14 protein-coding genes are annotated in these 15,842 nt (G+C 46.1%); 8 read left to right on the top strand and 6 right to left on the bottom strand.

Annotated elements, in window-relative coordinates; translation table 11 throughout:
- Positions 1-4 precede the first annotated feature (4 nt).
- Positions 5-922, top strand: coding sequence for a DnaJ C-terminal domain-containing protein (locus tag AC9UH7_RS06540; protein ID WP_509596398.1), 918 nt, complete (start codon positions 5-7; stop codon positions 920-922).
- Positions 919-1,305, top strand: a complete 387-nt coding sequence (locus AC9UH7_RS06535) for a heat shock protein transcriptional repressor HspR (RefSeq protein ID WP_509596396.1) — start codon at positions 919-921, stop codon at positions 1,303-1,305. The genes AC9UH7_RS06540 and AC9UH7_RS06535 overlap by 4 nt, the downstream gene beginning before the upstream one ends.
- On the opposite strand, the gene AC9UH7_RS06530 is transcribed toward AC9UH7_RS06535, so the two are convergent.
- Positions 1,302-2,534, bottom strand: a complete 1,233-nt coding sequence (locus AC9UH7_RS06530; RefSeq protein WP_509596394.1) for a DUF1501 domain-containing protein — start codon at positions 2,532-2,534, stop codon at positions 1,302-1,304. The two genes, AC9UH7_RS06535 and AC9UH7_RS06530, sit on opposite strands and share 4 nt — an antisense overlap.
- 9 nt (positions 2,535-2,543) lie before the next feature.
- Positions 2,544-3,842 carry a DUF1800 domain-containing protein gene (locus AC9UH7_RS06525; protein WP_509596393.1) on the bottom strand — a complete coding sequence of 433 codons (1,299 nt, stop codon included), beginning with the start codon at positions 3,840-3,842 and terminating at the stop codon, positions 2,544-2,546.
- Between the two features lie 44 nt (positions 3,843-3,886).
- Here AC9UH7_RS06525 and pyrE point away from each other — a divergent pair, with 44 nt between their 5' ends.
- Positions 3,887-4,420 (top strand): orotate phosphoribosyltransferase, encoded by a 534-nt coding sequence (gene pyrE, locus AC9UH7_RS06520; protein ID WP_509596391.1) that lies wholly within the window; start codon positions 3,887-3,889, stop codon positions 4,418-4,420.
- Here pyrE and AC9UH7_RS06515 read toward each other — a convergent pair.
- On the bottom strand, positions 4,396-5,046 hold the full coding sequence (locus AC9UH7_RS06515) for a DedA family protein (protein ID WP_509596389.1): 651 nt from the start codon (positions 5,044-5,046) through the stop codon (positions 4,396-4,398). The genes pyrE and AC9UH7_RS06515 overlap by 25 nt on opposite strands.
- Positions 5,047-5,074: 28 nt before the next feature.
- Here AC9UH7_RS06515 and AC9UH7_RS06510 point away from each other — a divergent pair, with 28 nt between their 5' ends.
- The 3 genes from AC9UH7_RS06510 to topA all read left to right on the top strand — a co-directional run bounded on the left by AC9UH7_RS06510 (position 5,075) and on the right by topA (position 11,657).
- Positions 5,075-6,280, top strand: a complete 1,206-nt coding sequence (locus AC9UH7_RS06510; protein WP_509596387.1) for a glycoside hydrolase family 32 protein — start codon at positions 5,075-5,077, stop codon at positions 6,278-6,280.
- Between the two features lie 296 nt (positions 6,281-6,576).
- Positions 6,577-8,859, top strand: a complete 2,283-nt coding sequence (locus AC9UH7_RS06505; protein ID WP_509596385.1) for a sodium-translocating pyrophosphatase — start codon at positions 6,577-6,579, stop codon at positions 8,857-8,859.
- Positions 8,860-8,882: 23 nt separating this feature from the next.
- Positions 8,883-11,657 (top strand): type I DNA topoisomerase, encoded by a 2,775-nt coding sequence (gene topA, locus AC9UH7_RS06500; protein WP_509596383.1) that lies wholly within the window; start codon positions 8,883-8,885, stop codon positions 11,655-11,657.
- A gap of 9 nt (positions 11,658-11,666) precedes the next feature.
- On the opposite strand, the gene AC9UH7_RS06495 is transcribed toward topA, so the two are convergent.
- The 3 genes from AC9UH7_RS06495 to AC9UH7_RS06485 are packed head-to-tail and all read right to left on the bottom strand — an operon-like array spanning position 11,667 to position 12,479.
- Complete coding sequence (locus AC9UH7_RS06495) at positions 11,667-11,855, bottom strand: hypothetical protein (RefSeq protein WP_509596381.1); 189 nt, start codon at positions 11,853-11,855, stop codon at positions 11,667-11,669.
- A gap of 41 nt (positions 11,856-11,896) precedes the next feature.
- Positions 11,897-12,202, bottom strand: coding sequence for a type II toxin-antitoxin system RelE family toxin (locus AC9UH7_RS06490; protein WP_509596379.1), 306 nt, complete (start codon positions 12,200-12,202; stop codon positions 11,897-11,899).
- Positions 12,132-12,479 carry a hypothetical protein gene (locus AC9UH7_RS06485; RefSeq protein WP_509596377.1) on the bottom strand — a complete coding sequence of 116 codons (348 nt, stop codon included), beginning with the start codon at positions 12,477-12,479 and terminating at the stop codon, positions 12,132-12,134. Before AC9UH7_RS06485 ends, AC9UH7_RS06490 begins: the two co-directional genes overlap by 71 nt.
- 96 nt (positions 12,480-12,575) lie before the next feature.
- Here AC9UH7_RS06485 and tmk point away from each other — a divergent pair, with 96 nt between their 5' ends.
- Complete coding sequence (gene tmk / locus AC9UH7_RS06480; RefSeq protein WP_509596375.1) at positions 12,576-14,687, top strand: dTMP kinase; 2,112 nt, start codon at positions 12,576-12,578, stop codon at positions 14,685-14,687.
- Positions 14,684-15,835 carry a DNA polymerase III subunit delta' gene (locus AC9UH7_RS06475; protein ID WP_509596373.1) on the top strand — a complete coding sequence of 384 codons (1,152 nt, stop codon included), beginning with the start codon at positions 14,684-14,686 and terminating at the stop codon, positions 15,833-15,835. The genes tmk and AC9UH7_RS06475 overlap by 4 nt, the downstream gene beginning before the upstream one ends.
- Positions 15,836-15,842: the final 7 nt, after the last annotated feature.

Genomic DNA, 15,842 nt, shown 5'->3' with positions numbered 1-15,842 from the left:
AATCATGGCAGCTAAAGATCTCTATGAAAAGGACTTCTACAAAGTTCTTGGCGTAGATAAGAAGGCTGCCGCCGATGAAATCAAAAAGAAGTACCGCGCACTTGCTCGCGATCTACACCCTGATAAAACAAAAGGTGATGCAGAAAAAGAAGAAAAGTTCAAAGCTGTATCAGAAGCCTATGAAATCCTGTCAGATACAAAAAAGCGCGCTGAATACGATGAAGCTCGTTCTTTGTTTGAAAGAGGTGGATTTCGTTCACCCCTAGGTGGTGGATTTCAAGGTGGAGATTTCAGTGATGTTTTTGGAAGCGGAAATCCGCAAGATATTTTCGCCAATCTCTTTGGTGGCGGACGCCGTGGGCCTCGCAAAGGTCAAGATCTACAAACTGAAGCAACAATTACATTTCGCGAATCTGTTTTTGGCACAACCCTTGATCTTCGGTTAGCAACGGACCGTGGACAAGCACAAAATATTTCTGCCCGCGTTCCAACAGGCGTCAATGATGGAGCAAAGATCCGCGTTAAAGGAAAAGGCGCTGCAGGTGAAGCAGGTCCTGGTGATCTCTTCATTCAATTACATGTGAAGCCTCATCCAATCTTTTCTCGCAAAGGTGAAAATTTAATGATCACCTTGCCAGTTACATTCACTGAAGCTGCACTTGGCGCAGACATTAAGGTGCCTACAATGTCTGAGGATGATGTAACAGTACGTATCGCACCCGGCACGCCTAACGGTCGCACACTTCGCGTAAAGGGCCGTGGCATCACAAAAGGAAGCACCACAGGCGACTTATTAGTCACTGTTGAGGTCCAGGTCCCACAACGTGTTGATGGGAAAGCTTTAGAAGCATTGAAAACTTTTGCTGAAGAAACCGCATCAGAGGATGTTCGCTCAGATTTTACGAGTAAGGCAAAGATATGAGCGATGAAGTAAAGAACACACAACCAGATGATGACGCTGGCGTCTATGTGATTTCAGTTGCTGCTGAAATTTCTGGAATGCACCCACAAACCTTGCGCCAATATGACAAATTAGGTTTAGTTTCTCCGTCTCGCACAGAAGGTCGCAATCGTCGCTACTCACTGCGAGATATTGCATTGCTGCGTGCAGTACAAAAACTAGTTGGTGAAGGAATTAACCACGCCGGAATTAAGCGGATCATTGAGTTAGAATCTGCTGTTGCAAATATGGCTGTTGAGGTTGCGCAACTTCGTATTGAAGTAAACGCACTACTAGAGCAAAACCCACCTAAAGGTTTAGTTACACGAAGTAAAAATGAAGTTATTGTTTATAAAGAGGATTAGTTCATACAATTAACGCGACCGGACCAGGTGCCAAGTGTTGGGCCAATCGGTGATTTCAAAACCTTTTCAATAACTGTGGCGTAGACATCACGGAAATCTGTTGTAACAGCTAGGTCGCCCTTATACAGATTCTTTAGTGATGGTTGCTCACCATAGAAGCCACCTTTAACGCCATTACCAATAATGAACATTGGGCCTGCGGTTCCGTGATCTGTTCCATCTGATCCATTACCTAGAACTCGACGACCAAATTCGCTATAAACCATGATTGTTACATCATTGCTTCGTGTTGTTGACTTGAGCTGTCCCATAAAACGCGACAAGGAATCTGAAACAGTGCCAAGTAGCGATGCTTGCGCATTTGCTTCATTGGCGTGAGTATCAAAACCACCAAGGGAGACAGACCAGATCTTTGTAGGAGATCCGGCAGCAATTAACTTTGCAACGACATCTAATTGCTGAGCCAAATTGCTATCTCCGCCAGCGTTTCCGCCATTAACTGTTGGCAAATCTGGGTTCACAGGAGCAGGCATCTTAAGCACCGGCTGCACACTGGACGAAACACTGAAGAGATTACGCATTGAGGTGGCAGCAGCAGCCATCAACTTCGAATCCTTTTTGACAGGCATGGAAAGTTTTTGGCACTGGGTTGCTAAATCTCCTTTAGGAATAACTAATCCGCCAAGAGGAAGTGCTGAACCTGAACGCTTTGCACCAGCAAGTAGTGGAGGCAGAACTGAGCCTAGAGAAATTGCAAGCATTGAATCTTCTGGCTGTGAATCAACCCAACGGCCAAGCCAACCAGTTGAAATATTTTTTGCTGGAGATGCTGTCTGCCATTTAGCCATAGATGAAAAGTGTGAATGATCTGGGTTGGGATAACCAACACCACGAACAATCGCTACCTTGTTTTGATCCCACAAAGCTTTCAAGCCTTTCATTGCAGGATTGAGTGCAAGTTCAGCGTTAAGCGGGAGAACAACCTCTGGCTTATATGCAAGCTCTGGACGTAGCGAGTAATACAAAGGATCTGTGTAAGGAACAACGGTATTTAATCCATCATTACCACCATACAAAGTAACAACAACAAGAATTGGAGTATTTGCTGGCAGTGGACGATCAATTGCAGCTTGGGCAATATCTTCCAGGCTTAACAATGGCGCTGCAGCACCAACTGCAACTGCACCTGTGGTGAGCTTAAGAAACTTTCTTCTGGTTACTGTATCCATGGTCGTCTCCTATGCACTCACGATAAATTCAGGACTACACAATGCAAGCAAAGCAAACTGAGCTGGATCGGCTAGCGATGCACGCAATGTTGCTTGTGTTCGAGGACTCCACTCAGCCACGCCTAACCAATCAGCGCTTTTAACTACTCGTGAACCAACCGGAATCTCTTTTAATCCTCGCAAGTTGCTTTGCTTAATCAGCCAAGCCGCAAATGCGATTCGGTACTGCGCTGTTGCAGAGGACAACCACGCCTCAGCTGCTGGCCAACCACCCACACTTGGTGGGTTAAATGGCACCTGGCCTAGCTTGTCCAAGTAGTTAAACAGCTGTCCAGGTGTCTTTAGATTTGATGGTGTTAGTTCAAGAGCACGGCATGCAGCAATGAACCACTCAACCGGTGCTTTAACTAAATCATTCTTCGAATCCCTAATCGCAGGATCATTTGCCATCGCCTTTACCGCTGCAGAAATATCTCGACCAGCAAAGGCACTCTTGGCAGAAAAATTTGCTGGCATAGCTTGATTACTAGAAATGAATCGATACCACAAACGCTCTGAAATAAATGTTGCATTATCATCACGCGCAACCAAGAAATCTGACAAAGCCTCACCATTAAATGTTTGGGTTTTTCCTAAAATAGTAACTGGATTTGCGTCATAGCGTTTTGCGTTGAAAGTTACAACACCACTGCTTTTGTCAACCTGATATCCAGTCAACGCACGTGCTGCGGCTTTAACATCATCTTCTGTATAGCGACCAACCCCCAAAACAAAAAGCTCCATGAGTTCGCGACCTAAATTTTCATTAGGTGATTTTGCTGTGCTCTCTTGTCCATCTAACCAAAACTGTAAAGCAGCATCATTAATCATGGCTCGTGACATTGCTTTAAAACTACCTAAACAATTAGCACGCAAAGTGTTGTTTTGAATAAACATAGGCATCGCATAATTAAGTTTTTGAATCGAAGTTGCCCAGTGGCCATGCCAGAACCAGGTCATTCGTTCAGTTAAACCATGATCGCTCATCGCCATGAGGTCTAACCACCACAATGACATTTGCTGAGTTTGATTTCTCAAAGCGATTGAAAACGGAACAATCTCTTTGGAGTTAGCAGCAGGGCGCTTTCCTAAATCAGTTATCTCAGGTTTCATGACTTTTGCCGCACCGGCATCTACAGCTGGGACAGTTAAGACTTTGGCACGGGTTGCTTCAACACCGTCTTTGATAGCTTGTGCATATTCACCAGGGCGTGGCCCAAAGCCAAAGCGCTGCAACAGTCTGGAGGTCTCTAACCTCTGTTGATTCATGTGGCAACTGTAGAGATAGATACTCGGCGCGGTAAGGTTAAATCATGAATTCACGTGGAACTCTCAGAGAACAGATTCTTACCAAGGCTGTTGTGCATGGAAAAGTCATTCTTTCCAGCGGCAAGGAGGCGGATTACTACGTAGATCTACGCCGCGTCACATTAGATTCACAGGCAGCACCGCTAGTAGGTCAGGTAATGCTGGATCTAACACAAGATCTTGATTACGAAGCAGTTGGTGGCTTAACACTTGGCGCAGACCCAGTTGCAACAGCGATGATGCATGTGGCAGCAGCACAAGGGAAAAAGATTGATTCATTTGTAGTGCGCAAAGCAGAAAAAGCACACGGACTACAACGTCGCATCGAAGGCCCTGATGTTAAAGGCAAGCGAGTGCTGGCTGTTGAAGACACATCAACAACTGGTGGATCAGTTTTAACGGCGGTTGAAGCATTGATTGAAGCTGGTGCAATTGTGGTTGGCGTTGCAGTAATTGTTGAACGCGGCGCAGAACCAAAGATTAAAGAAGCAGGCTATGAATACCGCGCTGCATATCAGTTATCTGATTTAGGCCTATAGCGCTTTGATTGCCACTCTTTAAATACTTCTAGAGCCAATGGAATAGAAGTACCAAGAACAATCAAAGTAACAATACCGATTATGAAGTAATTGCCATTTTCTTTAAACACATCACCTAAAAAGTAGCCGATTCCCATTGCAACTTGCGTCCAAATGATTGCACCGATCGCATTCCAGGTAGAAAATGTCTTGCGATCTAATTGCACAACACCACAAACAGGATTAATTAAGGTTCTAGCAAATGGAATAAAGCGACCAAATACCAATGCTTTTCTTGGACCGTACTTAACGAGCCACTTTTCAATCTTTTGAACCATTTTTTGATTAAAGAAACGGCTCTCTGGTCGATCAAAGAACTTTCTTCCGTATGTTCTGCCAAACCAATAACCAACTTCGCCACCAACAATTGCTGCAACGGGTGCCAGAGTAAATAACAGCGGAGTTGAAAGCTTTGCCTCACCCAACGCAGCGGCCCCAGAACCAGATGCAGCGATACCTGCTAAGAAAACAACTTCTCCCCCTGGGAAAACCAAACCAATAAGTAAGCCTGTTTCCATAAAAATGATGCCAAGAACGCCGATAAGCCCGAGCGTTGAGATCACTGAATTGGCATCTAAAAGGTTCACAACTCCGAGGCTAGCCTATGATTCCGCCGTGTCACTAGACCGCGAGTATCGCCCACGCTTGCACTTCACCCCTGCCAAAAATTGGATGAATGATCCAAATGGTTTGGTGTGGCATAAAGGCGAATATCACCTGTTTTTTCAGCACAATCCTTTTGGAACTCAGTGGGGACATATGTCCTGGGGCCATGCTGTGAGCAAGGATTTAATACATTGGGAAGAATTGCCTGTAGCAATTGCCGAAAGTGATGACGGGGCAATATTTTCTGGAAGCGCTGTAAGTGTTGGTGATGAAATAGTTGCGATCTACACCCGGCACACAGAAACTAATCAATCACAATGTATAGCTCGTAGCTCTGACAACGGCCGCACCTTTGTTAAGTTTGAGAAGAATCCAGTCCTTGATGAAAACAAAAAAGATTTTAGAGATCCAAAAGTATTTAAATACCAAGATCACTGGATCATGTGCGCAGTTCAGCCGTGGGATCACCAAGTCTCATTTTACAAATCTTTAGATTTAATTACTTGGCAGCACTTAAGTAATTTTGGACCGGCCGCTGCAATTAACGGTGTGTGGGAGTGCCCTGATTTATTTCCTTTAACTTTAGGTGGAAGTGAGTACTGGGTTTTATTGGTCTCACTTAACCCAGGTGGTTTGTATGGATCAGGAACTCAATACTTCATTGGAGATTTTGATGGAACAACATTTACCTCTATGTATTCAACAGATGAACCTCGTTGGTTAGATTATGGAAGAGATAATTACGCGGGCGTAACATTTAACAATGAGCCAAACGGCAAAAGAATCCTCATTGGCTGGATGGCAAATTGGGAATTTGTAAAAGAACATCCGCAAACTTCTTGGACAAATGCAATGACTATTCCACGAGAATTAGGATTAACTAAATACGCCAATGAAATTGTTCTCACTCAACAACCGATGTGCGAACTAAGATATGAAATTAAAGTACCGGTGCCTGCAACCGGAATTGTTGGCTTGCAAGGATTTGTTAAAGTTGGTTATAACGCAGATGCAAAAGTTGTTTTCATTGATCAATTCGAAGCACCGTATGAAGTTGATTCAGATGTGCTGCATCTAAAAGTTGTTATGGACCAATCATCCATTGAACTGTTCACTGGCGATGGAGTTAGAGCAATCACGATGGCGACTTTTCCGCCCCTTGGTTCATCTCGGGAATTGGTCAGTTTTAGCCAATTTCGTATTTGTGGGCAATGAGCGTCCGGTATTGACCTACACATTGCTAGCGATGCTGGGCCAATATGGAGAGGGCTGGCAAGCAGTAGCTGCTGGATCCTTCATCAGCCTGTCTGTGCCGTTATTGGTCTTCTTTACCCTCCAGCGATACTTCATCCGGGGTCTAACCGCTGGGGCTGTGAAGTAGGCATTCACGCCTAAAGTGTTGTAATAGATAAGTATAAATTTGCCTTAAACGGGGTCTTCTGACCTACACTTCACCAGTCTCGCGCCTGACCCTCGATTTAGGGCGCCACAACTCCAACGGAGGAGAACCTATGCGTGCATCAGGCACCGTATCGCTGGTCCAAGTGACCGGATCCAATCTGACATATGCCTACATCGTTCTAGGAATTTCCCTAGCTGCGCTGGCTATCGCCTACGGCCTACGTGCCCAGGTACTAGCGGCAAGTGATGGAACACCCAAGATGCGCGAAATCGCAGAAGCTGTGCAAGAAGGAGCCGCCGCGTTTTTATCTCGCCAGTTCCGCACACTTTCATACTTCGTAGCAATCGTATTTTTTCTTTTATTCGCACTCCCAGGTGATGCTGAGATTCGCATCGGCCGTTCCATCTTCTTCCTACTAGGTGCGGCATTTTCAGCGCTAGTTGGATACAACGGTATGTGGCTTGCAGTGCGCGCAAATGTGCGTGTTGCAGATGCTGCTCGTAATAAGGATGGCGCAAAGGCTGTGCAGATCGCATTCCGCACAGGTGGCGTTGTTGGTATGACAACAGTTGGTCTTGGACTAATTGGTGCCTCACTTGTTGTGATCATCTATCGCGAGAACGCACCAGCTGTTCTTGAGGGCTTTGGTTTTGGCGCAGCGATGCTTGCCATGTTCATGCGCGTTGGTGGCGGAATCTTTACCAAGGCAGCAGATGTTGGTGCTGACCTTGTCGGTAAAGTTGAAAAGCACATTCCAGAAGATGACCCACGTAACGCAGCAACAATTGCTGACAACGTAGGAGACAACGTTGGTGACTGTGCTGGTATGGCTGCAGACCTATTTGAGTCATATGCAGTAACACTTGTTGCAGCATTGATTCTTGGTAAGGCTGCCTTTGGTGATGCTGGTCTGATTTACCCATTGATCGTTCCGGCAATTGGAACTGTCACAGCGGTAATCGGTATCTTCCTTACCCGCTTGCGCAGCACAGATAAGTCAGCGATGAGTGCTATTAACCGCTCATTCTTCCTATCAGCGATTATTTCAGCCGGGCTAACAGCGCTGGCGACATTTACTTACCTACCATCTGATTTCAAGTTGATGACAGGTCTTTCACCAGAAGCAGTTGCAGCAGCAGGTAACACAAACCCACGTGTTCTAGCTATCGGTGCGGTGTTAATCGGCATCGCACTAGCAGCAGCAATTCAGGTATTAACAGGCTTCTTCACAGAAACTGGCAAGCGTCCAGTAAATGATGTTGCAGCTTCATCTGAAACAGGTGCGGCAACAGTAATTTTGGCTGGTATCGCAGTTGGTTTTGAATCAGCTGTTTACTCAGCACTTCTAATCGCAGCAGCGGTCTTTGGCGCATTCTTGCTAGGTGGCGGAAGTATCGTGCTTTCACTTCTTGCAATCGCGCTAGCTGGAACAGGTTTGCTAACAACTGTTGGCGTAATCGTTGCGATGGACACATTTGGTCCTATCTCAGATAACGCGCAAGGCATTGCAGAAATGTCAGGCGATGTTGATGGAGAAGGCGCAGAGATCCTTACAAGCCTTGACGCAGTTGGTAACACAACTAAGGCGATCACTAAGGGAATTGCAATTGCAACTGCGGTACTTGCAGCTACAGCACTCTTTGGTGCATTCACAGATGCAATCAAGACAGCTGTAACGGATGCAGGAAAAGTTGGAGCAGATCTTGCTTACCAGTTCCAAGGTGTTCTAGATGTTGCTGATCCTCGTAACTTGGTTGGTTTGATTATCGGAGCAGCAGTTGTGTTCTTGTTCTCAGGTCTAGCAGTTAACGCGGTTTCACGTGCAGCTGGCGCAGTTGTCGTCGAAGTACGTGAACAGTTCCGCTTGCACCCAGGAATCATGAAGGGCACTGAAAAGCCTGACTATGGTCGAGTTGTAGATATCTGTACTCGCGATTCCTTGCGTGAACTTGTAACTCCAGGGTTACTGGCTGTTATGGCTCCAATCGCTGTTGGTTTCGGTCTTGGCGTGGGTGCACTTGGTGCATACCTTGCTGGCGCAATCGGCACCGGAACATTGATGGCAGTATTTCTTTCAAACTCAGGCGGTGCTTGGGATAACGCTAAGAAGATGGTTGAAGATGGCCATCACGGCGGAAAGTACTCTGATGCACACGCAGCAACAATCGTTGGAGACACTGTTGGAGATCCATTCAAGGACACAGCAGGACCTGCAATTAACCCACTGATCAAGGTGATGAACCTTGTTGGTTTGTTAATTACTCCAGCAATTGTTTCTCTTGCACTTGGCAACGGCGAAACAACAAGCACAATGATTTCACTCGCAGCAGTTGCAGTGATCATCGGTGCTTTAATTCGTAACCGTCGTCAAGCAACCTCAATCACTGTTTAAGTAGAAAGGCTTCCCCCTTTCTTATGGCGAAAGCAAAAGCTGACCTGATTAAGCTGGTGATTGTTGAATCACCAGCTAAGGCCAGAAAAATTGGTGGATACCTCGGCGACGGATATGTCGTCGAGGCTTCCGTCGGCCATATTAGAGACCTTCCGCAGCGTGCTGCAGATATTCCTAAAGAGTATAAAAAGATTGCCTGGGCTAAAGAGGGCGTCGATATTGAAAATGATTTCGCGCCACTTTATGTAATTAACCCGGATAAAAAGGCGAAAGTCGCTGAACTAAAAGCGTTGATGAAAAACGCAGAAGAGTTAATTCTGGCAACGGACGAGGACCGCGAAGGCGAAGCTATTGCCTGGCACTTAGTAGAAGTTCTTGAACCAAAGATTCCTATTAAGCGCATGGTTTTCAATGAAATTACAAAGGAAGCAATCCAGGCAGCCGTTAATGACACACGGGATCTGGATTATCACCTGATTGATGCGCAAGAAACTCGGCGCGTGCTCGATAGATTGTTTGGATACAGACTCTCTCCTGTTTTGTGGAAGAAAGTTATGCCACGTATTTCAGCAGGCCGCGTGCAATCAGTTGCCACACGGTTAATTGTTGAAAAAGAGCGCGAACGTATGGCCTTTATTTCAAGCGGTTGGTGGGATTTAGCTGCTGTAACCGCACTCGGCTTTAACGCACGCTTACTTGAGGTAGAGGGCAAGAAAGTAGCCTCAACCAGTGACTTTGGCGCAGATGGGGCGGTAAAAGAAAAGTCACTAGCAAACATCTTGTTGTTAGATGAAGCAGGTGCACGAGGCTTAGTTGATTCACTCAAGAACAGTGATCTGACCGTTAAGTCAATGGAAGAAAGTCCTAGAACAGAGCGACCAAAGCCACCTTTTACAACTTCAACAATGCAACAGGACGCAGGTAGCAGACTTGGCTGGGGCGCGCAGATCACGATGCGTATTGCACAACGTTTGTATGAAAACGGCTACATCACATACATGCGTACTGACAGCGTTAACTTGTCACAACAAGCGGTCACAGCTGCGCGTAACGCAGCTAAAGCTTTATATGGGGCTGACCATGTTGCCGATGCACCACGCACATATGCTGGCAAAACTAAGAATGCACAAGAAGCACATGAAGCAATCCGTCCAGCAGGTGACACCTTCAAGACTCCAGGTGAATTAGCTCCAGAGCTCTCACGTGATGAGTTTGCACTCTATGACTTAATCTGGAAGCGCACAGTTGCTTCACAAATGGCAGATGCTAAGAAAATGCAGATGCGTGTTGATTTTGACGCGACAACAAATGATGGCAAGGCAACTATTTTCCGTGCAAATGGATCTGTAATTACTTTTCCTGGCTTTTTGGCTGCATACGATGACATCGTCAGTGAAGAAAACAAGGATGAAGAAACAGAGGACAAGCGCTTACCTGCAATGACTCTAGGCCAAGCAGTTAAAGTCAATGAATACACCTGTGAAGGTCATGAAACAAAACCACCTGCCCGTTACACAGAACCAACACTTGTTAAAAAACTCGAGGAACTTGGTATTGGTCGGCCATCTACATTTGCATCAATCATTCAAACAATCCAGGACCGCGGATATGTTTATAAGCGCGGCCGCGCTTTAGTGCCAACATTTCTTGCTTTTTCAGTGACAGGCTTGCTTGAAACCCACTTCACAAAGCTTGTTGATTACGAGTTCACAGCCTCAATGGAAGAGGATCTAGACAAGATCGCATCAGGTGAAGCGGGCCGCGTTGATTGGCTACGTGACTTCTTCTATGGCGTTGACGGACAACCTGGACTTAATGAACTATCAGCAGATCTTGGTGTGATCGATGCACGTGCCACAAACACCATGAACTTGTCCCCCGAAATTGAAATTCGTGTTGGTCGCTATGGCGCATACTTACAAGAAAACAAAGAGGGTGAAGAACGCAAGCTTGCTAATATTCCTGAAAACTTAGCACCAGATGAGTTAACACTTGCTAAAGCAATTGAATTGTTGGCAGCACCATCTGGGGAGCGCGAACTAGGAATTGATCCTGCAACTAACCTGCCGATCATTGCAAAGAGTGGTCGCTTTGGTCCCTACATCACTGAAGTATTGCCAGAAGAACCAGTTGAACTCACCGCATCTGGAAAGAAGAAAAAGAAAAAGGCAGATGCACCAAAGGCAAAGACTGCTTCACTTCTTTCAACAATGACTCTGGATACTGTGACATATGAAGATGCGTTACAGCTGCTTTCTTTCCCTAGAACGCTAGGCACCAACAGTGCAGGTGAAGAAATAACAGTACAAAACGGTCGCTATGGTCCATATCTAAAGGCTGGCGCAGATTCACGCACCCTGCCAAGTGAAGACCATCTATTCACAATGACATTAGAAGAAGCACTTGATATTTATTCACGTCCAAAGGAGCGTCGCCGCGGTGTTGCAAAGCCTCCTGTTAAAGAACTTGGTATTGATCCAACTTCTCAAAAGGCGCTAATTATTAAAGATGGTCGCTTTGGTATGTATGTCACTGACGGTGAAACAAATGCAACGCTACGTCGTGGAGACACTGCAGAGGGAATGACATTAGATCGCGGCCTAGAACTACTTGCGGGCCGGCGTGCCTGGGAAGCAGAGAACGGCCCATCACCAAAGAAAGCACGTAAGAAGTCTGCTGCAAAGCCAAAGAAGGGCGAGACAGCACCGACTCTTACAAAGAATGTTGTTAAAAAAGCAGGAGCCAAGAAGGCGGCTAAGAAGGCAGCATCAGGTAAAGCAAAGAAGAAGGCTGAGTAGAACCTCTGATTAATAGCGTTCTTCTGCGCGCATCTCTAGTAGAACTTCAGTAGCAGTTTTTCCACCACTTATTTTTATTGGATTCTTCATTGGTCGCCAATCAGAATTTTGTGGAAGAATAATAACTCCTTCCGAAACTATCTCGTCGAAACTCAAATTCCTAATTCGTTCAAACTCCTTTTCTGCTTCTTTATCCATACAGTTAATGTAGCAACTAGTGCTGACATGATGAGGTGTAATTAACTCTCATCTTTAATATTTTCTAATTCAACTCTTGCATCGTTATAGGATTCTCCACCTTCACGTTTACCAACAGTAATTACTAAAAGAATTAAATTACTTTCGGTGACTTTATAAACAAGACGTATCCCACTACTTTTACTTTTGATTTTGTAACAACCAGCTAAATCACCGGAGAGTGCAGCACTTTCTATAAAGGGATTGTGTAGTCGTCGTTCTAATGTCTTTTCTAGTTTATGTCGAACGCCTGGATCGAGTTTGAGCCACGCTCTTTTTGCGCTTGGCCGAAACGCGAGGTTGTACAAGGCGTGACTCCCTTCGTAACTCTTCAAGTGACACTTCTATAGAAGGCTCTTTGCCTTCTTCATGTGCTTTGATCTCTGCCAAGATTGTTGGGGTCATTTGGGCATCCCAGAGCTTCTCGGTGAGGTAATCAAACATCCTTGGAGACATGACATAGAAAGATGGTCGGTTGTTTGTGAGTACTGCAAAAGGCAGATCATCTGCAGCCTTAACAGCAGCATTGGGATTTTGTTTAAACTCAGAAATACCCATTGCTGTGCTTGTAAGAATCTCGTCCATTTCATCCTCCTTGCGAGTCAGAAAGTAATATAGCCCTAAATTTAGGTCTAAGTATACACCTGTGTACGCTCAAAGTCGCCCCGATAGACTCCAACCATGTCTAAGTCGCTGCCTACCCCTGCCGCACCTGCGCAGGATGTAACCCGTGGCGTTCTAGCAATCCGACCATTTCGCAAACTCTGGAACTCCATGGTCTTTTCATCCTTGGGTGACTGGCTAGGCCTACTTGCAACAACTGCAATGGCGCAGCAGCTCTCTGGTGGAGACTATGCAACTGCAAACTTTGCAATCGCAGGTGTCTTCATCGCTCGCTTACTACCAGCAGTCTTTCTTGGCCCACTTGCAGGCGTGATCGCAGACAAACTCGATCGCCGCAAGTTAATGGTCAACTGTGACATCTTGCGCACAGGGCTTTATATCTCTATTCCAATTTTTCACAACTACTTCTGGCTCTATACCGCAACTATCTTGGTTGAATGTATTACCTTGTTTTGGTCACCAGCTAAGGAAGCATCTGTTCCTAACTTAGTACCACGTGAAAAATTAGAATCAGCAAATCAAGTTTCTCTCTTAGCTGGCTATGGCACAGCACCTATTGCAGCTCTTATCTTTACCTTCCTTTCTCTATTTACGTCAGCAATCAATGTAACTTTTGGGATTAACTCAACAGCAGTTGATCTTGCACTGTATGTAAACGCACTGTCATTTGCTTTTGGTGCATACACAGTCTGGGGATTACGAGAAATCCCTAAAGGCGCGGCAGAAAAACATTCAGCTGACACCGGGATCTTAAAAAGCCTGCATGATGGCTGGAAAGCAGTATCTGGCACCAAACTAATCCGTGGCTTAGTTGTTGGAATGGTTGGAGCATTTGCAGCAGCAGGTGCGGTTATTGGTTTGGCTAGAACTTTTGTTGGTGATCTTGGTGGTGGCGAAGCAGCATACGGTGTTCTCTTCGGCGCAGTCTTCACAGGTCTTGCAGCAGGAATTGCCTTTGGTCCAAGAGTATTTGCACAGTTTTCAAGGCGCCGCCTGTTTGGCGCCTCCCTTGTTATTAGTGGATTCTTCTTAGTCGGACTGGCTGCAATCCCTAACCTTGTTCTAGCGGTCTTTATCGTCATTATTCTGGGTGCTTTTAGCGGTATTACCTGGGTAACAGGCTTCACCATGCTGGGCATGGAGGTTGCCGATGATGTTCGCGGCCGCACCTTTGCCTTCGTGCAAAGCCTGATCCGCGTGGTTTTGGTTGGCGTTCTTGCAATCGCACCATTAATTGCTGCCTCTATCGGCCAACACACTTTTAAGTTTCAAAACACTGAAATTAGCTACAACGGGGCTGCGGTAACAATCTTAATTGCAGGTGTGATTGCATCTTTAATCGGATTTGCTTCCTATAGGCAAATGAAAGATCGTCCCAATGTTTCTTTGTGGTCAGATATTTCAAACGCTTTAAAGGGAGAGCTAGGCAGCATTACAGGTGCACCTGCAAAGGGAGTCTTCATCGCATTTGAAGGCGGCGAAGGTATTGGCAAATCAACCCAATCAAAACTTCTTAAAGAGTGGCTAGAGCAAGAAGGAGAAACTGTTGTTCTCTCTCGTGAGCCTGGCGGTAGTGATTTAGGAATTGAAATTAGAAAAATTCTTCTTTCCCACTCCACAGGAGAGATCAGTCCACGCGCTGAAGCACTTCTCTATGCAGCAGATCGTGCTCACCATGTTTACTCTGTTATTCGCCCCGCACTTGCCCAAGGTGATGTTGTAATCAGTGATCGCTACTTTGACTCATCCATTGCCTATCAAGGCGCAGGACGGGTGCTAGAGCCCGGAGAAGTGGCACGTATTTCTCGCTGGGCAACAGAATCTCTTTTCCCAACACTGACAATCATTATTGATCTACCACCACAGCTTGGTCTTGCTCGCTTAAAGAGCAAGGACCGCCTGGAATCACAACCAATAGATTTCCATGAGCGTGTGCGCCAAGAGTTCTTGCAGTTAGCTGCCCTTGATCCTGAGCGTTATGTGATTATCGATGGCAATCAATCTATTGAAGATACCCACACTGCAATCATTTCAAGGGTCAGTGAAATCCCTGCGCTAAAGCGCAACGCAGTTGAGGACAAAGGCAATTTATTGCTGCGTCCAATACGTGCTGCCGGCAAAGCTGTTAAAAACGCAGCCCCAAAGAAGAAGCCTGCAACTAAAAAGTGAGCGTGTATTCAGATCTTGTTGGCCAAGAACATGTCGTTGAGATCCTGCAAAAGGCAGTTGCTGCCACTAGAAGTGGCCAAGAATCACAGGAGATGACCCATGCCTGGGTCTTTACGGGCCCACCAGGATCAGGACGATCATCTGCTGCAATCGCTTTTGCCCAAGCACTTGTGTGCTCACAGGATGGCTGTGGGGTTTGTAATGAATGTAAATCTGCAGCAAACGGTGCCCACCCAGATGTGGAAGTAATTGTCACTGAAGGTCTTTCAATAAAGATTGATGAAGTAAGAGAGCTACTCACACGTGTTGCTTGGGCACCATCTATGGGCGGCTGGCGCGTTGTTGTCATGGAGGATGCAGACAGACTCACAGAGTCGGCAGCGAACGCGCTACTCAAAGCAATTGAAGAGCCAGGCAACAGAACAGTCTGGTTGCTCTGTGCTCCAACGCTGCATGATGTGTTGCCAACTATTCGTAGCCGTTGTCGCCACCTGCAACTTGTCACACCATCAACTCAAGCTGTGGCACAAGTCCTGCAATCCCGAGATGGCATCTCACCTGTCATGGCAGATTTTGCAGCAAGGGTGAGCCAAGGCCACATCGGTCGCGCTCGCTATCTTGCCAACAATGAATCAGTGCGTAACACCAGAAACACAATCATGAAACTCCCCTTAACACTGCAAGGTATCTCTTCTGCCTTTGCAGCAGCACAAACCTTGGTTGATCTTGCAACAGAGCAAGCAACAACAGCTGCAGAGTTAAGAAATGAAAAGGAAGTAGATGATCTTTCGTTGGCTTATGGCAAAGGTGCCACAGGACGCGGCATGGCGACTGGTGGCAGCAAAGCAATCAAGGATTTAGAGAAAGAACAAAAGACCCGCCAAACGCGAATGATCCGTGATGGTTTAGATGCAGCCCTGCTTGATATTGCAACCTTCTACAGAGATGTCATGATGGTGCAAGCAGGTGCAAATGATGCCCTAATTAACACAGAGCTAGAAGCAGAGATTAGAGCCGTGGCTGCGAAAGCAAAGCCACAAGCAACAATTAAAAAGATCAACGCCATCATGGATGCCAGAACCAACCTGGGCCACAACGCAGCTCCTTTGCTGACAGTTGAAGCGTTGATGTGTGTGTTGGCGCGTTAGTAGAAAT

The sequence above is a fragment of the Candidatus Planktophila sp. genome (assembly GCF_044348745.1).
GTDB lineage: Bacteria > Actinomycetota > Actinomycetes > Nanopelagicales > Nanopelagicaceae > Planktophila.
Note: the sequence above shows the minus strand (reverse complement) of the source record. Positions and strands in the feature narration are given on the sequence as shown.